We start from the raw sequence: 20,857 nt of genomic DNA, 5'->3' as shown, positions 1-20,857 counted from the left end.
CGTCCCGGGTCCGTGCCGTCGTTCCGCTCCGGCGTTGCCACATCCACTCCTGACCGTCATGCGGACATCCGTCCGCAGGACTGAGTATCGAAGCCGCGTCGAGTCGCTGTCAACCGGGTGTCGGCCGGAAGAACCCGGTAACGAAGCGGGTCGTCCGGGAGGCGTACGAATGGTGCACGAACTCCCCGGAGACGTCTTGACACCCACCTGGGTGCGCAACAGACTTGCGCCAACCCAGGGACTGTCCGTTATACGGACTACTGTCCGCCGCCCCGGAGACGTGGGGAGTTGACTGCAATGAGCGCAAGCGAACCCGGCTCGGCGGGGCCGAGCCCGGAGCCTGGCCGTCCGGTCCTGTTCCGCGACGCACTGGTCCTCACCATGGACGACGCGCACCGGGTGCTGCCCGGCGCCGACGTCCTGGTGGTGGGCGAGCGTATCGCCGAGATCGGCGTCGGGCTGGCCGCCCCCGAGGGCGCCGTCGAGATCGACGCGTCCGGCGGCATCCTCATGCCCGGCATGATCGACACGCACCGGCACATGTGGCAGACCGCGATGCGCGGCTACGGCGCGGACTGGACGCTCACCCAGTACTTCGTCTGGTACTACCTGGAGTCCGGCCGGCTCTTCCGGCCCGAAGACGTGTACGCCGGCAACCTGCTCGCCGCCATCGAGGCGATCGACGCCGGGGTCACCACGACCGTGGACTGGTCGCACGGCCTGCAGACCACCCAGCACGCCGACGCCGCGGTGGACGCCCTGCGGGAGGTGCCGGGCCGGTTCGTGCTGGCCTACGGCAACATCCAGCAGGGCCCGTGGGAGTGGGCGACCAGTCCGGAGTTCCGCGACTTCGTCGGCCGCCGCTTCCACAGCCGCGACGACATGCTCGGCTTCCAGCTGGCCTTCGACGTCACCGGCGACCCGAACTTCCCGGAGAAGGCGGCGTTCGAGGTCGCCCGGGAACTCGACGTCGCGGTCACCACCCACGCCGGCGTCTGGGGCGCCACCAACGACGACGGCATCCGGCTGATGCACGAGCACGGTTTCATGACCCCGTCCACCGTGTACGTGCACGCCGCCACGTTGACCGCCGACTCGTACCACCGCATCGCCGCCACCGGCGGCTCGGTGTCGGTGTCCACCGAGAGCGAGCAGAGCGCCGGCCAGGGGTATCCACCCACCTGGCAGCTGTGTCACCACGACATCCCGGTGTCACTGTCGATGGACACCAGCGTCTGGTGGAGCGGCGACCTGTTCTCCGCGATGCGCACCACCCTCGGCGCCGACCGCTCCCGCGAGCACCTGGAGGCGCACACCCGCCAGGACACCGTGACCCACTGCCGGCTCCGCGCCGAGCAGGTGGTGGACTGGGCCACCCGGGGCGGCAGCCGGGCACTCGGCCTGGACGCCGTGGTGGGCAGCCTGGAGCCGGGCAAGAAGGCCGACCTCGTCCTGATCAAGAACGACCGGTCGCCGGTGATGTTCCCGATCCTCAACCCCTACGGTCACGTCGCGTTCCAGGCCCAACGCGGTGACGTGCACACCGTCGTGGTGAACGGGCGGGTGGTCAAGCACGATCACCGACTGGTTGGCGTCGACCTCGCCAAGGCCCGGCACAGCGTGGAGCAGACGGTCGACTACCTGATCGGCGAGCTGGGCGAGGAGGCGTGGCTCAAGGGCATGAACCCGGACATCCCGGAGACCAAGATCCAGGAGAACCCCTACACGTACACCGAGTGGGACGCCGGCGCGGCGCGCTGGAAGCACTGACCGGCCGGGGGTGGCCGGCGCCCGAACGCGGACGGTGACCTCTCAGGACGCGGAGAGCGCCGGGACACGCGGGATCGCGTCGTAGAGCGCGAAGTCGGCACTGATGTCGCTCGCGGTCTGCAGGAGCAGCGGCAGGTACTCCTCGGCCAGCGTCTCCACCGGGGTCTCGGCGGCGTGCACCGTGACGTTCAGGGCGGCGATCACCTTGCCGGCGCCGTCGCGCAGCGGCGCGGCCACCGAGCGGATGCCGGCGGCGAGTTCCTGGTCGGTCAACGACCAGCCCTTCGCCCGCACGTCCCGCAGCGTCCGATCCAGCTCCGCGCGGTCGAACGTCCGGCGGGGCTCCACCCCGGACCGGCTCGGCTCGGCCAGCCGCCGGTCGAGGTCGTCCGGCTCCAACCCGGCCAGCAGCACCTTGCCGAGGGACGTCTGCGGGGCGGGAAAACGGGTGCCGATGCTCACCGCCAGCGCGATGATCTTGGGTACCGCGACCCGGGCGACGTAGACGATGTCGGAGCCGTCCAGCTGGGCGATCGAGGACGACTCGCCGGTGCGGGCGACCAGCCGCTCCATGTGCGGACGGGCCACGTCCCACAGCCCCATCGCCTGCACGTAGGTCAGGCCGAGTTCGAGCACCCGGGTGGTCAGCGCGAAGCCGCCGGTGAGCGGGCGGACGTACCCCAACGCCTCCAGGGTCAGCAGGATCCGCCGCGCGGTCGGGCGGGCCAGGCCGGTCGCGGCCGCCACCTCGCTCAGCGTCATCACCGGCTTGGGCGGCTGGAACGCCTTGATGACGTCGAACCCGCGGGCGACCGCCTCGATGAAGTTGGGGTCGTCGTCACGACGGGGCATCTGCGGCTCCTGCTGCTCGGCGAACACGGCGGGGATGCGGCGCGGCGCCCGCCGGAGCGGCCCCGCGTCGCCCTGAGCGTAGCCGGGCGGACCCGTGTCCGCATGACGGACCATCGGTCAAATCCGCGTTACCACACGATCAAAATTCGCCTCTTGACACTGCATCGGCAAGGGCTCATCGTTACGCCAGCGACGATCCGACCGCTAGACGGACAATCGTCCGCAACACGTAGGTCGGGGTCGCCGACCCGCTGCACCCGGCACCGCACGACCCGGCGTCCGGCAACCCGTCCCGCGGGCCGCCGGTCCGGCCGGTCGTCCCGGAGCACCCGCCCACCGGGACCACCGGCCACGCCCACCCGGAACCCTCACCGCGGGACGACGCGCAGTCCCCGCGACCCGGAAGGGGAGACATGACTGAGACACTCCAGGAACCGACCGAGCCCCCGGTCGCCCGACCCACCGCCACGATGACCCCGGTCGCGGTCGCCGTCGGCTTCGCGGTGCTCTGCGCCTCGTACCTGCTCAACGCGATGGATCGGCAGATCTTCTACCCGCTGCTGCCGGAGATCCGGCAGGAGTTCGGCTTCTCTCTGGAGCAGGGTGGCCTGCTGGCGACCGGCTTCACCCTCGGGCTGGCGCTGGCCGGGCTGCCGGCCGGTTACCTCGTCGACCGGTTGTCACGTAAGACGATCATCCTGATCAGCGTGCTGGTGTACTCGCTCGGCACGCTGGCGATCCCGCTCGCCGCCGGCTTCGCCGACATGAGCGCGTACCGGCTGATCTCCGGCGTCGGCGAGGGCGTGCAGGCCACCGCGCTCTACGCCGTGATCGGCGCCTTCTTCTTCCACCGCCGCGCCGTCGCCGCCGGCGTCGTCGGGGTCGCGTTCGGCGCCGGCATCTTCCTCGGCCCGCTGCTCGGCACGCAGATCGCCACCGCGTGGGGCGACTGGCGCGGGCCGTTCTTCGTCTTCGCGGCGGCCGGCCTGCTGATGTGCCTGCTCATCGCCGTGACCGTCGACAAGCGGATGACCGAGGCCGTCACCGGCGCCGCCGCTCGGACGGCGGGCAGCTTCGACCACGTCCCGGCGAGCCCGTACAACCGCAACACCCTGGGGCTCGGCATCGCCTGCGCGGTGTCCGGGCTGGTGTTCTACGGCTTCCTCGGCCTCTACCCCACGTTCCTGCGCGAGGAGCTCGGGTTCAGCGCCGGCCAGGCCGCCCTGGCCGTGTCCTTCTCCGGCTTCGGCGCGATGATGGCGCTGCCCGCCGGCTGGCTGGGTGACCGGGTCAGCCAGCGCAACCTGCTCGCCGTCGCCTTCGTCGCCACGTCGGTCGTCGCGTTCTTCACCTACCAGGTGGCGACCTCGGCGCCGGCCCAGTACGCGCTCGCCTTCCTGATGGGCACGTTCGCCAGCGGCTTCCTCTTCACCAACTGCACCACCGCCATGCAGCGGGCGGTGCGTCCCGAACACGTCGGGCGGGGCGCGGGCCTGTTCATGCTCTCCTACTACGTGGCCGCCGCCTTCTCCGGGCTGCTCTTCGCCCGGCTGGTCGCCGGACTCGGCTGGACCGGCGCCGGACTGTGGCAGCTGACCGTGCTGCCGGCGCTCGGCCTGGTCGGACTCGCCCTGGTCGACACCGCCAGGATGGTCGTCCCCCGGCGCACCGCGAAGTAGTCCCGCCGGGGCGCGGCCAACGGACGCGGGCCGCCGTGATCGTCACCCGACGGCGACGACCACGGCGGCCGAACCACCGCGCCCCGCCGCCGTGGTCGCCCCGGGCGCGATCGCAGCCGCGCTGCTGCGGCACCGGCTGGCCGGGGCCGCGGTGATGACGGTCGGCGCCGGCCGCCCTCGACCGGATCACACCGGCGCCCGGCGTCGCAGGCGTTTTGCGGGTTCGGCCGGGGGTAGGGCGTACGAACCCCGTAGCCGTTCCGTGGAGGACTCATCCCGTGGATTCCCGCAAGCCCGTCCAGGCCGTCAAGGACGTCGTCGAAGCCGCCGCCGAGAAGGTGGGCGACGTCCTGAACCCCGAGGTGCCCGGCGTGCCGGGCAGCGCACCGCCCACGGTGGACGAGCCGACGACGCCGCACGAGCCGTTGCCGCCGAAGAAGGAGCAGGGCGCCCCCGAGACCCGCACCCCGACCGGCGCGGCCACCGGCGTGCCGGCCACCGCGAAGGGGCAGCAGGGCGCCTTCCTCACCACCGCGCAGGGGGCCCGGCTGCGCGACACCGACCACTCGCTGAAGGCCGGCCCGCGCGGTCCGGTCCTGCTCCAGGACCACCACCTGCGCGAGAAGATCACTCACTTCGACCACGAGCGCATCCCCGAGCGCGTGGTGCACGCCCGGGGTGCCGGCGCGCACGGCGTGTTCGTCGGCTACGGCACCGCCGAGCGGGTCACCAGGGCGGGCTTCCTGGCCAAGGGCCGGGAGACGCCGGTCTTCGTGCGGTTCTCCACCGTGCTCGGTTCGCGCGGCTCGGCCGACACGGTCCGGGACACCCGCGGCTTCGCGACCAAGTTCTACACCGACGAGGGCACCTTCGACCTCGTCGCCAACAACATCCCGGTCTTCTTCATCCAGGACGCGATCAAGTTCCCGGACATCATCCACGCCGGCAAACCGCATCCGGACCGGGAGATCCCGCAGGCGCAGAGCGCGCACGACACCTTCTGGGACTTCGTCTCGCTGCACACCGAGGCGCAGCACCACACGATGTGGAACATGTCCGACCGGGGCATCCCCCGCTCGTACCGGATGATGGAGGGCTTCGGCGTCCACACCTTCCGGCTGGTCAACGCCGCCGGCGAAACCGCGCTGGTCAAGTTCCACTGGAAGCCGAAGCTCGGCGTGCACTCCCTGACCTGGGAGGAGACGCAGATGCTCGGCGGCATGGACCCGGACTTCCACCGCCGGGACCTGTACGACGCGATCGAGGCCGGCGCGTTCCCGGAGTGGGAGCTCGGCCTCCAGGTCCTTCCCGACACCCCCGAGGAGACCTTTGCCGGGATCGACCTGCTCGACCCGACGAAGATCGTGCCGGAGGAGCTGGCGCCGGTGCAGCCGGTCGGCCGGCTGACCCTCAACCGGACGCCGACGAACTTCTTCGCCGAGGTCGAGCAGGTCGCCTTCCACCCCGGCCACCTGCCGCCGGGGATCGACGTCACGAACGACCCGCTGTTGCAGGGACGGCTCTTCTCGTACGTCGACACGCAGCTCACCCGGTTGGGCGGGCCGAACTTCGCGCAGATCCCGGTCAACCGCCCGCACGCTCCGGTCAACGACATGCTGCGCGACGGCTTCCACCAGCACGCCGTCCACGCGGGGGTGGCGCCGTACCGGCCGAACTCGCTCGACGGCGGCAACCCGTTCCCCGCCGGCGACGCCGACGGCGCGTTCGTCGACGTGCCGGTGACGGTCGCCGAGGCGCCCAAGGTGCGGGCCAACCCGGTCTCGTTCGACGACCACTTCAGCCAGGCCCGGCTGTTCTGGCTGAGCATGTCGCCGGTGGAGAAGGAGCACATCATCCGCGCCTACACCTTCGAGCTCGGCAAGTGCTACCACCAGGCGATCAGGGAGCGCCAGCTGCGGTGCCTGGCGAACATCGACCCGGTGCTCTGCGCGGAGGTGGCCACCGGGCTGGGCCTGCCCGCGCCGGAGCCCACCGTGCCGCTCGCCGACGTCGCGCCCAGCCCCGCGCTGTCGCAGGTGGGTCGGGAATGGCCGGCCGACGGGCGGATGGTGGGGATCGTGGTGGACCCGGCCGCCGGCCTGGACGGTGTGGGCCAGGTGCGGCGCGCGGTCTTCGCCGCCGGCATGGTGCCGCTGCTGATCGCTCCGCACGGCGGCACGGTGGACGGCCTGCTGGTGCAGCGGACCTTCGCCACCGCGCGGTCGGTCGAGTTCGACGTGCTTCTGCTGGCCGGCGCGCCCGCTCCCGCCCCCGACGCGCTGCCGGCCCGCGACGCCAAGGCCGGGGCGGCGGCCCCGGTCACCGTGGACCCGCGGGTGTCGTTGCTGGTCGAGGAGTGCTGGCGGCACGCGAAGGCGATCGGCGCCTGGGCCAACGGTGTCGGTGTGCTGGAGCAGGCGGGAGTCGCCGGCACGCCCGGCGTCGTCAGCGGCGGCTCCGGGCTGGACGTGCTCACCGCGGTGCAACGGCTGATGGCCGCCCACCGGGTGTGGGAACGCTTCCCCGCCTCGGTCGCCTGACGTCCAGTCGAGGGCCTGCTCCGCCCGGCGGAACAGGCCCTCGGCGTACGCCCGGGTGTGCGGCTAGTCGCGGCACACCCGGTGGTCAGGTGTTGCGGGACAGGAAATCGTGGACACCTGAGCGAGATCTTCGGTTCGTCGCGACGCCGAGACCGGAAGCCCGCGGACCGCGCGAACGTTGGTTCCGGGCATGAGGATCAGCGAAGCCTCCCGAGCCAGCGGTGTGAGTCCCAGGTCGTTGCGGTACTACGAGGACGAGGGCCTGATCGTCCCTGGTCGGTGCGGCAACGGGTACCGTGACTACTGCCGATCCACCATCGACCGGGTCCGCGTCATCCGCTCACTGCTGGAGTCCGGGCTGCCGGTGCGGTTGATCAGGGATGCCCTGCCCCATCTCGCTGCCGAACCCGACGTGGGTGCGGTGGGTGCGGAGTTCCTGCGGGAGGTGCAGCGGTATCGCGATCGGCTTGCCGCACGCATCGCCAGTCTTAGCGATCAGCAGGCGGCTCTCGACAGTTACCTGCGCGACGCTCGCCGGGCGGACCGATGACAGCGACTTGACCTTGACGTCAGTGTGAGGCTTCTACGGTCCGACGCATGGAGATCGACGAGCAGCGGAAGGCCGACGGGCAGACGGTACGGGCACTCATCCAGCGGTCGCGTCGGGGGCCGAGGGATCTGACCCTCACGACGGATCAGCGTCGTCCCGTCCCCGGACCCGGCGAGTACCTGATCCGCGTGGGCGCCGCCGGGGTCAACTTCGCGGACGTCATGCAGAGCTGCGGCACCTATGCAGGAGGCCCTGCGGCGCCCTACGTGGCGGGCTTCGAAGCCGCCGGCGAGATCGTGGGCGTCGGCCCGGACATTGCGCGCCCGCTCCCCCTTGGCACCCGCGTCGTCGGCACCGGACCGGGTGCCTTCGCGCAGTACATGACGATGCCGGCCGCGGGTGCCCTTCCCGTCCCCTCCGGCTGGAGCGACGCCGAAGCTCTCGGCCTGGTGCTGAACTGGGCAACCGCGTTGGCGGCACTGAAGCCACTGGGCGAGATCAAGACGGGTGAGGTGGTGCTCGTTCATGCCGCGGCCGGAGGCGTGGGGCAGGCCGCTGTCCGCCTCGCCCGCCACTACGGCGCGCGGGTGATCGCCACGGCGTCACCGGACAAGCACGCCGCGGTCAAGGCGCTCGGCGCCGACGAGGTCCTGGACAGCCGCCGCCCCGAGCTGGCCGAGGAGATCACCCGCCTGACCGGCGGTGTGGACCTGGTCCTGGAGTCGGTGGGACGCGCCACGTTCAAGGCCAGCCTGTCGGTCACCAGACCCTTCACCGGACGCGTCGTCGTGTTCGGTGCCGCTTCCGGCGACGCCAGCCTCAGCACGCACGACCTGGTATTCACCCACCAGGTCCAGGTCAAGGGCCTGCACATCGGCGCCCTGGCGGCCGTGGCCCCGTCCATCTACCGGGGATTGCTCGCCGAGATCGAGGCACTCATCGCCCAAGGTGTGTACCCGCCAGGTAACCCTCAGGTTCATCCGCTGGCCGAGGGGCCGGCGGTGCTGCAGCGACTCGCAGCCGGTCAGACCCGTGGCAAGCACGCCCTCGACCCCTGGCGCTAGGAACCCCTGTGGCTCACCACGATGCCCCCGCTGCCCCCGCAGGTCGGCCGCGCGGTCCACCACCGACCCCGCGAGCGACAGGCGGTCGACCGCCAGCCCGGCGACCGCGCGGGCGTGGTGAACGCCCTGCCCTCGTACCGCTAGGGTGCGGGCATGCGCTCGTGGGACGATTCGCGTCGGGCCTACGCCGACGCCGTCGGATGGTTCGTCCGCACCGCCGCCGCCGTCGGCGACCGGTGGGACCGGCCCGGCCTGGGTGAATGGGACGTCCGCGCCCTGGTCGGCCACACCAGCCGTTCGCTGCTCACGGTCGAGGAGTACCTGACCCGTCCCGCCGCCGCCGTCAGGGTCGGCTCCGCCGCCGACTACTACCGGGCGACGCGAGCCGTGGCCGCCGGTCCGGGGGTCGCCGAGCGCGGGCGGGCCGCCGGGGCGGCGCTGGGCGCGGATCCCGCGACCGCCGTGGCGGAGATCGCCGTACGGGTGCTCGCGCTCGTCGAGACGCAGGACGGCGACGCGCTCGTCACGACGATCGCGGGTGGCATGCGGCTCGCCGACTACCTGCCCACCCGGACGTTCGAGCTGGCCGTGCACACCGCCGACCTCGCCACCGCGCTCGGGGTACCGGTGGACGTCCCGGCGACCGCCGCGGCGCAGGCGCTGCGGGTGGTCGCCGACCTCGCCGTCGGCGACGGCGTGGCCGGGCCAATGCTGCTCGCCGCCACCGGCCGGGCGGGCCTACCGGCGGGTTTCTCAGTGCTCTGAGCCAGGGGCCCCGGCGGGCCCGGTCGCCGGGGTTACTTCACCTTGCGGGTCGACCGGGCCACGACACTGTCGTACTCGGGGTGCTTGCCCAGCCATCCGCTGAGGAACGGGCAGATCGGCACCACTGTCCGGCCCTTGGCCCGGGCGTCCTCCATCACCGCGCGGGCCAGGGTCGATCCGACCCCCTGGCCCTCGAACGCCGCCTCGACCTCGGTGTGCGTGTAGGCGATGATGGCGCCGGTCAACTGGTAGGTGACCACGCCGGCCAGCGCCCCGGCCTCGTCCCGGGCCTCGAAACGCTCCCGCTCCGGCACGTCTGTCACGGTGAACTGCATGTCGCCATCCAACCACGGCCGCCCCGGGCGGGCGTTCGACGTGGTGGCCGTCGGCAGGCGCCCCGGCCCGGCTCGGCCCGGCTCGACGCTTTCCGCCGTGGCCTCGCGGTCGATCCCCTCGGAAGCCGTCCGCCCGCGGTCGACCGACTCGCACGCCGCCAGCCCGCGGTCGACCGACTCGCACGCCGTCCGCCGACCCGGTCGGGCCGCCGGGGACGCGCCCCGACGGCCCGACCGTGGGTCAGTGGATGATGACCGGCGTCTTCGCCTCGTCGCCCTGGCCCCCGTCGAGCAGCTGCGACGGCTCCCGCCGGCGCGGCAGGAACGCGACCGCGCCGAAGGTGAGCAGCACCAGCGCGAACGCGACGGCGAAGGTGGTGGCGAAGGAACTGGCGGCGAAGTCGAGACCACGCTCGATCAGCGACGGGTCGACCGGGAACTGCTGGGCCAGCTCCGGCTGCTGCTGGACGCCGATGGCGAGGCCCGCCTCGGTCAGCGGCTCGCCGTCCGGGCCGGTGGCGCCCGGGATCACCCGGGAGCCGTTCAGCTCGTTGGTGAGGATCACCGACATCACCGCGGCGCCAACCGACCCGCCGATCTGCTGCAGGATGTTGACCAGGGTGGAACCGCGGGCCACCTCGCTGGCGTGCAGGGTCTTCAACGCCGAGGTCATGATCGGCATCATCGTGCCGCCCATGCCCAGGCCCATCACGAACAGCGACCCGCAGAGCAGCCAGTACGAGGTGTGCGGGTCGACCTGGGTGAAGGTGAAGAACCCGGCGGCGATGAGCGCGAGCGCGAACGGCACCGTCCGCCCGACGGGCACCCGGTCGGCCAGCGTGCCGGCGATCGGCATCGTCACCATCGCGCCGATGCCCTGCGGCGCCATCAGCAGGCCGGCGGCCAGGGTCGACTCGCCGCGGATCTGCAGGAAGTAGCTCGGGAACAGCAGGCCGGCGCCCATGAACGCGATGATGAACACGAACAGCGCCACCGTCGCGACGGTCAGGTTGCGGTTGGTGAACAGCCGCAGGTCGAGCAGCGGGTGCTTGGGCTTGAACGAGTAGCGCACGAACGCGATGACGAGCGCACCGCCGACCAGCATGGGCGCCCACACCTCGGTGTCGGCGAAGGTGCCGGCCTCGGGCAGCGTGGAGACGCCGTAGAGGAACAGCGCGAGACCCGGCGAGAGCATCAGCATGCCGACGAAGTCGAACGACTCGGACGGCTCGGGGGCGTCCTTCGGCAGCGCCAGCTGGGCGTAGATCAGGCCGATGACGCCGATCGGCAGGTTGATCAGGAAAATCCAGTGCCAGCTCGCCGTGTCGATGAGCCAGCCGCCGAGGATCGGGCCGCCGATCGGGCCGAGCAGCATCGGGATGCCGAGGACGGCCATCAGCCGGCCGATCCGGTGCGGTCCGGCCGCCCGGGTCATGATCGTCATGCCCAGCGGCATCAGCATGCCGCCACCGAGGCCCTGGAGCACGCGGTAGCCGATCAGCTCGCCGATCGTGTCGGCGGTGGCGCACAGCCCCGACCCGATCGTGAACAGCGCCAACGCGATCATGTAGAGCCGCTTGGTGCCGAAGCGGTCGGCGGCCCAGCCGCTGAGCGGGATCACCGTGGCCAGGGCGAGGGTGTAGGCGGTCATCGTCCAGGCGACCTCGGCGTAGGTCGCGTCGAACTCGCGCTGGAAGGTCGGCAGGGCGACGCTGACGACCGTCACGTCGAGGATCGACATGATCGCGCCGAGCACGACCACGCCGGCCACCTTGAGAACCGCGGCGTCGAGCTTGTCCGCGGTCGCGATGGGTTGCTGTGTCACGAAGTCTCCTGAATCCCCGTTGAGGGCCGGCGGCGGCCGGCCGGGCGCCGGGCCGGGTGCGGCGCGGGCCGTGTGGAGCGAGGTCCGGCAGGCAGACTAACGAGCGGCACCGACAAACGGCTTCCGAGTTTCCGGCGGTCGAGGCCGACGTCACTCCTTCCCCGCCCCACCGAACGGACCAGGGCGGGGCGAGCACCAGCCGGCCCGCGTGGCCCGTCGACGCCGCCGACCCGCCTGGTCGGACGGCTGAGCAGCGAGGCGACGCCGACCCACGACGATCGCTCGGTCGGGCGCGGCGCCGCCGGCCGGCCGGTGACCAAGGTCACGGCCCCGGTGAACGCCGCCGCGACCGGGACCGGCGCGATCTCACGCGATCGCCGCCACCGCGGCGGCGGACCGCGCGCGGCGTCAGCGCACCGAGGCGTACGCGAGCGGCAGCGGGGTGGGCTGGCCGCTCCAGCTACCGGTCAGCGCGGTGCCGCCCGGCGCGGTGCCGCCGCCGAGGCGGCGGAGGACGGCGAGTTCGACGGTGTCGGTGACGATGACGGTCGGGTCGCCGGCAACGACGTCCCGGACCGTCCCGACGGCGGGCACCGCGGCCGGTCGGGCGCCGCTCGTGCCGATCACCATGCTCGGCTCGCGCGGCTCCCGGCGGCCGTCGACCTCGAAGTACTCCTCGGCCTGGCCGGTGCTGGCGAGGACGGCGTCGGCCAGCGCCGCGGCGTAGACCGGGTCGCCGGCCGCGTCGTACACCCAGCGCGGGCCGAGCACCGAGTGCTCGGTGGTGCCGACGAGCCAGCGCTCGGCGCCGTCCAGCGGCGCCCCGCGGTAGGTGAGCGGCACCTGGTGGACCGGGCCGTTCCCCGCCCGCACCAGCATCGTCTCGATGCCGACCGCACCGGCCGGGTCGTCGAACCGGTAGCCGGCGACCCGTTCCAGGTCCGCGCCGGCGTCCCCCTGGAACCAGTCGCGGCCCGGCAGCCATGCCGCCAGCAGTTCCAACTTCGAGGGACGCAGTGTCGCCCGGTGCAGCAACGCCATGCGCAAGATCGTAGCCCTCGGCGGGGGTGTTGGTCGCGGCGCTGTCTCGCCGGTCCGGGGCCTAGTCCGTCGTCGGATCCGCCGTGGCGTCCGCCGCCGGCTCCGGTGCGGGGTCCGGCGTCGGCGGCAGGATGACCACGTGCAGGTTGCGCGGGCCGTGCACGCCCTCCACCCGGTCGAGTTCGATGTCGCTGGTGGCGGAGGGTCCGCTGATCCAGGTCAATGGCCGGCGCGGGTCGAGCCGGCCGACGGCGTCCGGCAGCCCGGCCACCACCTGGTCGGCGCGCAGCACGCAGACGTGCACGTCGGGCAGGAGCGTGATGATCCGCCGGCCCTGGTCGGGCGCGCCGTCGAGGACGATCGTGCCGGTCTCGGCGATGGCCAGGGCCGCCGCGGTGACCACCCCGTCGACGGCGGAGAGCAGCTCGGTGCCGAGCCGGTCGTCGGTCACCGCCTCGACCGTGGCGGGCAGCCACCGCCGGGGCAGCCCGGGTGGGACCACCACCCGCCGGCCGTCGAGGATGCCGAGGATGTCGTCGACGACCCGCGCCACCTCGCCGTCGGCGCACCGGTGCACGGTGGCCCGGTAGTCGGTCAGCCGGCGCGCCAGCAGGTCGACGTGGGCGGGCCGGCCGGCCGGCCGGTACTCCCGGGGCACCTCGGCGGGGCCGGCGGGTTCGGGGCCGAGGGCGGCGCGGAGCCGGCCGAGGACCAGATCGCGCGAGCTCATCGCCGCGCCCACCAGTCCCGGAACGACCGCGCGGGCGGTTCCGGCAGGTCCCGGCCGATGGTCCAGCCGGACAGCGGTGGGGGTAGCCCGCGACCGCGGCGGCCGGCCAGGCGGGTGAGCCGCGCGGCGCGCTGCGCGGCCGCGTACAGCGCCGGGTGGTCCATCGCGTACGCGGCGGCGGCCATCGCCACCGACTCGGCGGTCGGCCGGCGCTGGGCGGCGACGTGTTCGGCGCGCAGGTGGACCAGCAGCTCCGGAATGTTGATCTTCACCGGGCAGGCGTCGTAGCAGGCGCCGCAGAGCGACGACGCGTACGGCAGGGAGGCGTTGTCCTCGACGCCGGTGAGCTGGGGCGACAGCACCGCCCCGATCGGCCCGGGGTAGACCGACCCGTAGGCGTGCCCGCCGGTGCGCTGGTAGACCGGGCAGACGTTGAGGCAGGCCGAGCAGCGGATGCAGTGCAGCGCCTGCCGGCCCACCTCGTCGGCGAGCACCGCGCTGCGGCCGTTGTCGAGCAGCACGAGGTGGAACGCCCGCGGACCGTCGCCGGGAGTGATGCCGGTCCACATCGAGGTGTACGGGTTCATCCGCTCCCCGGTCGACGCCCGGGGCAGCAGTTGCAGGAAGACCTCCAGGTCCCGCCAGGTGGGGACGACCTTCTCGATGCCCATCACGGTGATCAGGGTCTCCGGCAGGGTGAGGCACATCCGCCCGTTGCCCTCGGACTCCACCACCGCGAGGGTGCCGGTCTCGGCGACGGCGAAGTTGGCGCCGGAGACGGCGACCGGGGTGGTCAGGAAGGTCTGGCGCAGGTAGCGGCGGGCCGCGGCGGCGAGCGCCGCCGGCTCGTCGGTCAGCGCCGGGTCGACGCCGGGCATCGCGCGCAGGAAGATCTCCCGGATCTCGGCCCGGTTGCGGTGGATGGCCGGCACCAGGATGTGGCTCGGCCGGTCCTCCCCCAGCTGCACGATCAACTCCGCGAGGTCGGTCTCCACCGCGGTGATGCCGGCGGCGGCGAGCGCCTCGTTCAGCCCGATCTCCTGGGTGGCCATCGACTTGACCTTGATGATCCGGTCGCTGCCGGTCGCCGCCACCAGGTCGGTGACGATGCGGTTGGCCTCCACCGCGTCGGCCGCCCAGTGCACCGTCCCGCCGGCGGCGGTGACCGCGGCCTCCAGCTGTTCGAGCAGCTCGGGCAGGCGGGCCAGCACGTCGGCCTTGATCGCCGAGCCGGCCGCGCGCAGCTGCTCCCAGTCGGGCAGCTCGCCGATGGCCGCCCCGGACTTGGCGCGGATCGTGGTGGTGGCATGCCCGAGGTTGCGGCGCAGTTGCGCGTCGGCGAGCGCCCGCCGGGCCGCGGCCGGGAACGGCTCGTCGCCGCGCAGGTGCCCGACGCCCCGCGGGGCGGTCGCCGGCATGCCGAGGAAGGTACGGCTCACGCCCGCACCCCCGTCCGCGTCGGGTCGCCGGCGGCGCCGGCCGCCTCGGTCGCGGCGAGGATCTCCGCCAGGTGCACCGTGCGCACCCCGGCCCGCAGCCGGGACAGCCCGCCGCCGATGTGCATCAGGCACGAGGAGTCGCCGGCGGTGCAGACCTCGGCCCCGGTGGCGAGGACGTGGCGCAGCTTGTCCGCGAGCATCGCGGTCGAGGTGTCGGCGTTCTTCACCGCGAAGGTGCCGCCGAAGCCGCAGCACTGCTCCGCCTGCGGCAACTCCACCAGCTCCAGCCCCCGCACCTGCCGCAGCAGCCGCAGCGGCCGGTCCCCCACCCGAAGCATGCGCAGCGAGTGACACGTCGGGTGGTACGTCACCCGGTGCGGGTAGTACGCGCCCACGTCGGTCACCCCGAGCACGTCGACCAGGAACTCCGACAGCTCGTGGGTACGCCGCGCCACCGACTCCGCCCGGCCGGCCAGCCGCTCGTCGCCCGCTCGCCGGGCCACCATGCTGTGCTGGTGCCGCACCGATCCCACGCACGAGCCCGACGGTGCCACCACCACGTCGTACGGGTCGAAGGTGCGCACGTGGCGCCGCACCAGTGGCAGCGCGTCGGCCAGGTAGCCGGTGTTGACGTGCATCTGCCCGCAGCAGGTCTGCTCCGGCGGGAAGACCACCTCGTGGCCGAGCCGTTCCAGCAGCCGCACGGTCGCCGTGGCCGCGGCGGGGAACAGCGTGTCAGCCAGGCACGTCACCATCAGCGCGACCCGCATCGTCACCCGCCCATCACGCCCCGGACGGTCCCAGCCCGCCCGTACGCACGGCTCACGGCGCGTCGGAACACCCGTCGGGGTCGGATCCGGCGAGCCGCCACCGCGATCATTCGATCAGATCGCCACCCCGCCCGCAACGCCGCCGGGGACCGTCCGTGACGTGCCGTCGAAGGGCGACGGGGACTCGCACCGGGGTTTGTCACACAACTGTCGTGCAACCGCGTGATCGCCTCCACGATCCTGGCCGACGGTGGTGGGCGAGCAGGAGGCGGTCCGAGCCGGCCCGCGCCCCGGCCGGTCCGGTCGGGTGCCGGGCCCGGTCAGCCGCCACCGACCAGTCCACCCGCCGACGCCACCGGAGGATCGATGGTGCTGCCCTGGCCGATTCCCGACGACCCTTCGTTCCACGCCAGTGAACCGGCGGAGCAGACCGAGGACCTGCGGCTCGCCGCCCTCGTGGCGCAGCGGCTGAGTATCGACTGGACCACCCGTCGGCAGCAGATCGTGGTGACCGTGCAGAACCGGGTGGTGATCCTCAGCGGGACCGTGGCCGATCCCGACATCCGTCAGGTCGCCGGCGAGCTGGCCTGGGACGTGCCCGGCGTCTTCGACGTGTGCAACACGCTCCGGATCTCCATCCGGCGCGGCGGCCGAGCCGCAGGCCCGTGAGGGTAGTGGCCTCCGTCGGCTGATCCCATCGAAGCCTATCTCTAGCGCTGGCCCTCCGGGGATGGTAGGAATCTGCCAGAACAGCCATTGCGCGCGAAGGATTTTCCCGCAGAGAGGCTCCGATGAGAACTAGCAGGATCATGGCCAGCCTCACCGCCGCCGTCGTCGGCCTGACGGTGGCGGCCACACCGACCTGGGCGACCCCCACCGACGACCGGACCGTCACCTACCGGGGCTACCGGGTTCCGGTACCCGCCGACTGGCAGGTCGTCGACCTGTCCACCGATCCCCACGCGTGCGTCCGGTTCGACCGGCCCACTGTCTATCTCGGCCATCCGGGCGCCGAGCCCTGGTGCCCCGACGGACCGGCCGGGCGTACGGCGGGACTGCTCGTCGAGCCGATCGACACCGTCACCGCCGAACACCTCACCGCCGAGACCGCCGTCGCGCCCGCCGGCAGGGCGACCGTGGCTCCCCTGGTGTCCCGCGACGGAACCGTCCGGATCGCGGTGCCCGACGCCGGCGTACTCGTCACCGCCTTCCACACGCCGGAGACCGAACCGGCGGTCCGCCGGATCCTGGCCGCCGCCCGCCTCGGCCTGGACGCCACGCCGGTGTCCCTCGACGCCGTCCGCGCCGCCGCGCGGCCCGCCACGGTGACGCCGTTGGCGGCAGCTGGCCCGCAGCCCGGCACCTACCTCGGCAAGGGCTTCGACACCTGCACCGCCCCGGCACAGTCGACGATGAACACCTGGCGCAACGCCTCGCCCTACCGCGCCGTCGGCATCTACATCAGCGGTTCCAGCCGCTCCTGCGCCCAGCCCAACCTGACCGCCACCTGGGTGACCAACCAGACCAACGCCGGCTGGCACCTCATCCCCATCGAACTCGACAAGCAGGCGCCGTGCGGCACCCGTACGCCGAAGATGTCGTACGACCCGGCCACGGCCCGCTCCGAGGGGGCGAGCCGGGCGACGAGCGCGGTGAACGCGGCCCAGGCGTTGGGCATCCCCGCCGGCAGCGTGATCTACAACGACATCGAGCACTACCCGTCGAGCGAGTCGTGCAAGGCCGCGGTGCTGTCGTACCTCTCCGGCTGGACGGAGCGGCTTCACACGCTCGGATACCTCTCGGGCATGTACTCCAGCGGCTCCTCCGGCGTCCGCGACCTCTGCGGCGCCTACCACGACACCCGGTACACCCGGGTCGACCACCTCTTCTTCGGATGGTGGAACGGCGTGGCGGACACCGACGCCGGCGACTACTGCCCGGACGGGTACTACGCCAACCACCAGCGCATCCACCAGTACACCGGGGACAGCTACGAGACCTGGGGCGGCGTACGGATCTACATCGACCGGGACTACCTCGACGTGTCGACCGGCACCACCGAGCCGCCGCAGGACTTCAGCGTCACGGTCGACAACACCACCGCGGGCCGGTTCATCGCGAGCGCGAACTGGGGCACGTCGACGTACTCCGGCCAGCGGTTCGGCACCGACTACCGGTTCGCCGCGCCGACCCCGGCCAGCGACGTCGCCTGGTACCGGGCGAACCTGCCGGAGACCGGCAGCTACCAGGTCTCGGTCTGGTATCCGGCCGACGCCGGCTACAACGACTCCACCCCGTACATCGTGTCCACCACCAGCGGTAACCAGACGGTCCGGGTGAACCAGCGGCAGGGCGGCGGCCAGTGGGTGTCGCTCGGCGTGTTCACGTTGGCCGCCGGCGACGGTGACAAGGTAGGCGTGAGCCGGTGGACCAGCGGCACCGGCTACGTCATCGCCGACGCGGTCCGGATCACCCGGGTCTGACCGGCGAGCCGACGGCCACGCCCGACCGCCGGCGGGTTCCCGGACCCGCCGGCGGATCGGCGCGGGGCACCCGCCGGCGACCCGCGGCGCCGGCCCGGCCGCCTCGTGGCGGGGCCGGCCGGCACTACACCTGATACAGGAGGAGCAGGCCGAACGCGGCGACGAACGCGGCGCAGCCGGTGACGGCGACGAGGCGGAGTCGGGTCGCCAGGTCGGCGTCCCAGCCCTCGACGGCCCCGGAGGCACGCCGCAGCAGCGGGGTGGCGGCGCGCCCGGCGCCGAAACCCACCCCGGCGAGCACGGCGACCAGCAGCCGCTGACCACCGAGCAGGACCGCGGCCGCGAGCACGTACGGGGCGGTGGCCGAGACGTAGGTCCGCACCCCGGTGCCGAGTTCGAAGCCGAACCGCAGCGCTCCCCGCCGCGGGTTGCGGCGCAGCACGTCCTGCGGCACCTGGCGGGCGTTCTGCGGCAACGGGATGGTGACCACCCGGGTCTCCCGGAGCAGGCCCAGCAGCGCCACCGCCACGATGGCCGCGTACCGCCAGGGCGGCGGCAGCGGGCTCGACAGCCCGGAGAGCAGCCCGAGGACCACCCCGCTGAGCAGTCCGCCGCCGAGCAGCCCCAGCACGAACAGGGCGAGCAGCACGCCCTGTGGATTCCGATCCCGCCGCCCGGGCGAGCCCAGCGCGTACGCGCTGTTGCGGGTTCAGACCGAGCCGGAGAGCGTGTAGCCGGCCAGCCCGCCGAGCACCGCCCAGGTGAGCACGTGCCCGTACGCGGCGGCGACGGTCGCGCCGGCGGCCAGCAGCGGCACCGGCACCAGCGGGTCGGTGGCCCAGCGCCGCAGCGCGGGCACCGGGCGTACAGGTGGCGGACCGGTCACACGGCCCCGCCGGTCAGCGTGCGCCAGGTGCTCTCGCCGACGATGCCGTCGATGGTGAGCCCGTTCTGCCGCTGGAAGTCGCGCACCGCGGCGTCGGTCGCCGATCCGAAGACTCCGTCGACGGTCAGCCCGTGCGCGTGTTTGTTCAGTTGCCGCTGCACGGCGCGGACCACGTCGCCGCTGTACGGGTAGTGCACGACGATCACTGAGCCGGGCCGGCCGCCGGCGCCGACCGTCTTGCGTACCGTGATCCCCCGGCTGGACACGGTGAACACCAGCAACGGCCAGGTCCGGGCGTCGACCACGCCGCTCGCCGTGAGGCCGTTGGCCGTCTGGAACTGCTTGACCCTGCTCTCGGTGCCGCTGCCGAACACCCCGTCCACGGTGGTGGCGTAGCCCCGCGCCTTGAGCAGGTACTGCACCGCGTAGACGTTCGGGCCGGACTGGCCGCGGCGGGTGCTGGGCCAGGCGACCGTGGTGAGGCACCCGCAGTCGGTGTTCCACCGGCAGATCGACCTGACCCAGCCCGAACTGGTCTTGCGGTACCCGTCGTGGCAGCGGCGCTCCACCGAACAGGCGCAGGCGCCACAGGCGCCCTGGTAGCGCCACAGCCAGCCGTCGTACGTGCCGGCGTAACACTGGTTGGGCCGCAGTTTCCAGGTCGTGCCGTCGTTGCGGTGGAAGCCCGCGTACGTCCCGCTGGTGTTGCACGCCGCGGCGAAGATCGGGCTCGGCCCGCAGCCGGGGGAACAGTTCTGGTCGGCGGCGTACGACGGGCAACTGCCGTAGATGTCGTAGCCGTCGGCGTAGGCGCGCCGGGCGGCCGGGAACACGCTGAGCGCGGCCATCCCCGCCGCCGTGCCGGCCTGCAGCAGCGTACGGCGGGACAGCGCCCAGGACGTGCCGAGGCGGCCCCTGGGCCGGCTCGCCGCCGGACGTCGCCGGGGCGCGGCGCCGGTGCCCGGGTCCGTGCCGCGCAGCGCGGGCACGGCGTCGAGGGTGATCACCGCGCACCTCCCCGCTGGATCTGGTGGACGGCCGGCCCGGGGGCGCCGCCGGGCGGCTGGTCGACCTGGTCGACCTGGTCGAGCAGGTGCCGCAGGGCCGACCGGGAGCCGACCGGCTCGGATCGCCGGACGCGTCCGGTCGCGTCGACCACGACCGCGAACGGGGTGGCGATCGCGTCGTACCGGTCGAACAGCTCCGCCTGCTCGCCGAGGACGGTGACCGGCACGTCGGCCGCGCCGGCCGGGGCGGCGTTGCGGTAGAGCACCCGGAGCGCGACGTCGCCGCGCGGTGCCCGTTCGGCGACCTCGTCGAGCAGGTGTTCGCAGGTGGCGCAGCCGCTGTCCAGGAAGAGCAGGACCAGGGTGGCCGGCGAGGGCGGCGCCAGGTCGCGGAACCCGGGCGCCGGTGCACCGGGGCGCAGGCCGACCGACCCGGGACGGCCGGCGGTGCCGCTGGTCAGCGCGTGCACCTGCCGGACCAGGCCGGACACCACGAGGGCCAGCAGCAGGATCGCGATCCAGCTCAGGATCAGCGCGCTGGTCTGGAAACTCATCCGGGTACGCCTCCTCGTCCCACCCGAGCGGGCGGCTGAACCGGGGTCGGGTCATGCATGGCGGCGGGCAGGTGCGCCAGCAGCGCGGTGAACGTGGTCGCGGCGAGCAGCACGGTCAGCAGCACCGTGTCGGGGCGCCCCAGCGGCACCACCGCGCCGGAGAGCAGCGACCCGGTCAGGGCCAGGCCGGCGAGGACCGCCGCGCGCGCCACCACCCAGCCGGTCAGCGGCTGCTCCACCCGGGAGCAACCACAGGGGACGGTCCGCCCGGTCGACCGTACGTACCAGCCATAGCCCGCGTACGAGGCGAGGAGCGCGGCGGCGCCGGCCAGCACCAGGCCGAGCAACGGGCCGCCGTCGTCACGGAGCAGGGCGACGACCCCGGCCACGCCGAGCAGGCCCTCGGCCGCGATGACCGCCGCCGCGACGACGGACGGCGCGGGAACCACCCGCTGGGCGGCCAGCGCCGCCGACAGCGCCGCCGGCTTCGAGAGGTGCTCACCGGCGGCGAGCAGCAGGGTGAGCAGCACGGTGTACGCCCCGACGCCGGCGACCAGGGCTGACACG

At 73.1% G+C, this 20,857-nt stretch carries 20 protein-coding genes; 8 read left to right on the top strand and 12 right to left on the bottom strand.

Going from position 1 to position 20,857, the window contains the following annotated elements; all coding sequences use genetic code 11:
• The first annotated feature begins 297 nt into the window (after positions 1 to 297).
• On the top strand, positions 298 to 1,770 hold the full coding sequence (locus GA0070609_RS08410; protein WP_088993291.1) for an amidohydrolase family protein: 1,473 nt from the start codon (positions 298 to 300) through the stop codon (positions 1,768 to 1,770).
• 42 nt (positions 1,771 to 1,812) lie between these two features.
• Here GA0070609_RS08410 and GA0070609_RS08405 read toward each other — a convergent pair whose 3' ends face one another.
• The gene (locus tag GA0070609_RS08405) at positions 1,813 to 2,622 is read right to left on the bottom strand and encodes an IclR family transcriptional regulator domain-containing protein (RefSeq protein ID WP_088997579.1); all 810 of its coding nucleotides are present in this window, start codon (positions 2,620 to 2,622) and stop codon (positions 1,813 to 1,815) included.
• Between the two features lie 413 nt (positions 2,623 to 3,035).
• On the opposite strand from GA0070609_RS08405, the gene GA0070609_RS08400 reads away from it, so the two are divergent.
• The 5 genes from GA0070609_RS08400 (at position 3,036) to GA0070609_RS08380 (ending at position 9,220) form a co-directional block, all read left to right on the top strand.
• Positions 3,036 to 4,301 (top strand): MFS transporter, encoded by a 1,266-nt coding sequence (locus tag GA0070609_RS08400; protein ID WP_088993290.1) that lies wholly within the window; start codon positions 3,036 to 3,038, stop codon positions 4,299 to 4,301.
• A 278-nt stretch (positions 4,302 to 4,579) separates the two neighbouring features.
• On the top strand, positions 4,580 to 6,841 hold the full coding sequence (locus tag GA0070609_RS08395) for a catalase (protein WP_088993289.1): 2,262 nt from the start codon (positions 4,580 to 4,582) through the stop codon (positions 6,839 to 6,841).
• A 190-nt stretch (positions 6,842 to 7,031) separates the two neighbouring features.
• Entirely contained in the window at positions 7,032 to 7,391 is a 360-nt protein-coding gene (locus GA0070609_RS08390; RefSeq protein ID WP_088993288.1) for a MerR family transcriptional regulator, read from the top strand.
• Between the two features lie 47 nt (positions 7,392 to 7,438).
• Positions 7,439 to 8,455 carry a zinc-binding dehydrogenase gene (locus GA0070609_RS08385; RefSeq protein ID WP_088993287.1) on the top strand — a complete coding sequence of 339 codons (1,017 nt, stop codon included), beginning with the start codon at positions 7,439 to 7,441 and terminating at the stop codon, positions 8,453 to 8,455.
• 153 nt (positions 8,456 to 8,608) lie between these two features.
• Positions 8,609 to 9,220 (top strand): maleylpyruvate isomerase N-terminal domain-containing protein, encoded by a 612-nt coding sequence (locus tag GA0070609_RS08380; protein ID WP_088993286.1) that lies wholly within the window; start codon positions 8,609 to 8,611, stop codon positions 9,218 to 9,220.
• A 32-nt stretch (positions 9,221 to 9,252) separates the two neighbouring features.
• On the opposite strand, the gene GA0070609_RS08375 is transcribed toward GA0070609_RS08380, so the two are convergent.
• From GA0070609_RS08375 to GA0070609_RS08350, 6 genes are all read right to left on the bottom strand, one after another.
• Positions 9,253 to 9,555 carry a GNAT family N-acetyltransferase gene (locus GA0070609_RS08375; protein ID WP_088993285.1) on the bottom strand — a complete coding sequence of 101 codons (303 nt, stop codon included), beginning with the start codon at positions 9,553 to 9,555 and terminating at the stop codon, positions 9,253 to 9,255.
• A gap of 241 nt (positions 9,556 to 9,796) precedes the next feature.
• Complete coding sequence (locus GA0070609_RS08370) at positions 9,797 to 11,380, bottom strand: DHA2 family efflux MFS transporter permease subunit (protein ID WP_088993284.1); 1,584 nt, start codon at positions 11,378 to 11,380, stop codon at positions 9,797 to 9,799.
• Between the two features lie 408 nt (positions 11,381 to 11,788).
• On the bottom strand, positions 11,789 to 12,421 hold the full coding sequence (locus GA0070609_RS08365; protein WP_088993283.1) for a CG0192-related protein: 633 nt from the start codon (positions 12,419 to 12,421) through the stop codon (positions 11,789 to 11,791).
• 61 nt (positions 12,422 to 12,482) lie between these two features.
• Positions 12,483 to 13,151 (bottom strand): LutC/YkgG family protein, encoded by a 669-nt coding sequence (locus GA0070609_RS08360; RefSeq protein WP_088997578.1) that lies wholly within the window; start codon positions 13,149 to 13,151, stop codon positions 12,483 to 12,485.
• The gene (locus GA0070609_RS08355; protein WP_088997577.1) at positions 13,148 to 14,569 is read right to left on the bottom strand and encodes a LutB/LldF family L-lactate oxidation iron-sulfur protein; all 1,422 of its coding nucleotides are present in this window, start codon (positions 14,567 to 14,569) and stop codon (positions 13,148 to 13,150) included. Before GA0070609_RS08355 ends, GA0070609_RS08360 begins: the two co-directional genes overlap by 4 nt.
• Positions 14,570 to 14,586: 17 nt before the next feature.
• The gene (locus GA0070609_RS08350; protein ID WP_088997576.1) at positions 14,587 to 15,360 is read right to left on the bottom strand and encodes a (Fe-S)-binding protein; all 774 of its coding nucleotides are present in this window, start codon (positions 15,358 to 15,360) and stop codon (positions 14,587 to 14,589) included.
• A 366-nt stretch (positions 15,361 to 15,726) separates the two neighbouring features.
• Here GA0070609_RS08350 and GA0070609_RS08345 point away from each other — a divergent pair, with 366 nt between their 5' ends.
• Positions 15,727 to 16,029 carry a BON domain-containing protein gene (locus GA0070609_RS08345; protein ID WP_088993282.1) on the top strand — a complete coding sequence of 101 codons (303 nt, stop codon included), beginning with the start codon at positions 15,727 to 15,729 and terminating at the stop codon, positions 16,027 to 16,029.
• 122 nt (positions 16,030 to 16,151) lie between these two features.
• Positions 16,152 to 17,843 (top strand): glycoside hydrolase domain-containing protein, encoded by a 1,692-nt coding sequence (locus GA0070609_RS08340; RefSeq protein WP_408630639.1) that lies wholly within the window; start codon positions 16,152 to 16,154, stop codon positions 17,841 to 17,843.
• Between the two features lie 124 nt (positions 17,844 to 17,967).
• On the opposite strand, the gene GA0070609_RS08335 is transcribed toward GA0070609_RS08340, so the two are convergent.
• Genes GA0070609_RS08335 through GA0070609_RS08320 form a run of 5 tightly spaced genes read right to left on the bottom strand, consistent with a single transcriptional unit; the run spans position 17,968 to position 20,856 of the window.
• Positions 17,968 to 18,492 (bottom strand): hypothetical protein, encoded by a 525-nt coding sequence (locus GA0070609_RS08335; protein ID WP_197700232.1) that lies wholly within the window; start codon positions 18,490 to 18,492, stop codon positions 17,968 to 17,970.
• 60 nt (positions 18,493 to 18,552) lie between these two features.
• Positions 18,553 to 18,702: a hypothetical protein gene (locus GA0070609_RS33580; protein WP_172899309.1), complete on the bottom strand. Its 150-nt coding sequence runs from the start codon at positions 18,700 to 18,702 to the stop codon at positions 18,553 to 18,555.
• Positions 18,703 to 18,725: 23 nt separating this feature from the next.
• A complete protein-coding gene (locus tag GA0070609_RS34180) occupies positions 18,726 to 19,736 on the bottom strand; it encodes a peptidoglycan-binding domain-containing protein (protein WP_231928582.1) in 1,011 nt (336 codons plus the stop codon).
• Positions 19,733 to 20,290, bottom strand: a complete 558-nt coding sequence (locus GA0070609_RS08325) for a hypothetical protein (RefSeq protein WP_197700231.1) — start codon at positions 20,288 to 20,290, stop codon at positions 19,733 to 19,735. Before GA0070609_RS08325 ends, GA0070609_RS34180 begins: the two co-directional genes overlap by 4 nt.
• Positions 20,287 to 20,856 carry a MauE/DoxX family redox-associated membrane protein gene (locus GA0070609_RS08320; protein ID WP_088993280.1) on the bottom strand — a complete coding sequence of 190 codons (570 nt, stop codon included), beginning with the start codon at positions 20,854 to 20,856 and terminating at the stop codon, positions 20,287 to 20,289. The genes GA0070609_RS08325 and GA0070609_RS08320 overlap by 4 nt, the downstream gene beginning before the upstream one ends.
• Between the last annotated feature and the right edge of the window lies 1 nt (position 20,857).

This window comes from Micromonospora echinaurantiaca, from assembly GCF_900090235.1.
GTDB lineage: Bacteria > Actinomycetota > Actinomycetes > Mycobacteriales > Micromonosporaceae > Micromonospora > Micromonospora echinaurantiaca.
This window is presented reverse-complemented; position numbering and strand designations above follow the sequence as displayed.

Coding starts and splice junctions, on each gene's coding strand:
- GA0070609_RS08360 (WP_088997578.1), bottom strand. CDS start 13,151: ATGAGCTCGCGCGATCTGGTCCTCGGCCGGCTCCGCGCCGCCCTCGGC.
- GA0070609_RS08375 (WP_088993285.1), bottom strand. CDS start 9,555: ATGCAGTTCACCGTGACAGACGTGCCGGAGCGGGAGCGTTTCGAGGCC.
- GA0070609_RS08355 (WP_088997577.1), bottom strand. CDS start 14,569: ATGCCGGCGACCGCCCCGCGGGGCGTCGGGCACCTGCGCGGCGACGAG.
- GA0070609_RS08380 (WP_088993286.1), top strand. CDS start 8,609: ATGCGCTCGTGGGACGATTCGCGTCGGGCCTACGCCGACGCCGTCGGA.
- GA0070609_RS08340 (WP_408630639.1), top strand. CDS start 16,152: ATGAGAACTAGCAGGATCATGGCCAGCCTCACCGCCGCCGTCGTCGGC.
- GA0070609_RS08365 (WP_088993283.1), bottom strand. CDS start 12,421: ATGGCGTTGCTGCACCGGGCGACACTGCGTCCCTCGAAGTTGGAACTG.
- GA0070609_RS08325 (WP_197700231.1), bottom strand. CDS start 20,290: ATGAGTTTCCAGACCAGCGCGCTGATCCTGAGCTGGATCGCGATCCTG.
- GA0070609_RS08410 (WP_088993291.1), top strand. CDS start 298: ATGAGCGCAAGCGAACCCGGCTCGGCGGGGCCGAGCCCGGAGCCTGGC.
- GA0070609_RS08350 (WP_088997576.1), bottom strand. CDS start 15,360: ATGCGGGTCGCGCTGATGGTGACGTGCCTGGCTGACACGCTGTTCCCC.
- GA0070609_RS08345 (WP_088993282.1), top strand. CDS start 15,727: ATGGTGCTGCCCTGGCCGATTCCCGACGACCCTTCGTTCCACGCCAGT.
- GA0070609_RS08400 (WP_088993290.1), top strand. CDS start 3,036: ATGACTGAGACACTCCAGGAACCGACCGAGCCCCCGGTCGCCCGACCC.
- GA0070609_RS08405 (WP_088997579.1), bottom strand. CDS start 2,622: ATGCCCCGTCGTGACGACGACCCCAACTTCATCGAGGCGGTCGCCCGC.
- GA0070609_RS08390 (WP_088993288.1), top strand. CDS start 7,032: ATGAGGATCAGCGAAGCCTCCCGAGCCAGCGGTGTGAGTCCCAGGTCG.
- GA0070609_RS08385 (WP_088993287.1), top strand. CDS start 7,439: ATGGAGATCGACGAGCAGCGGAAGGCCGACGGGCAGACGGTACGGGCA.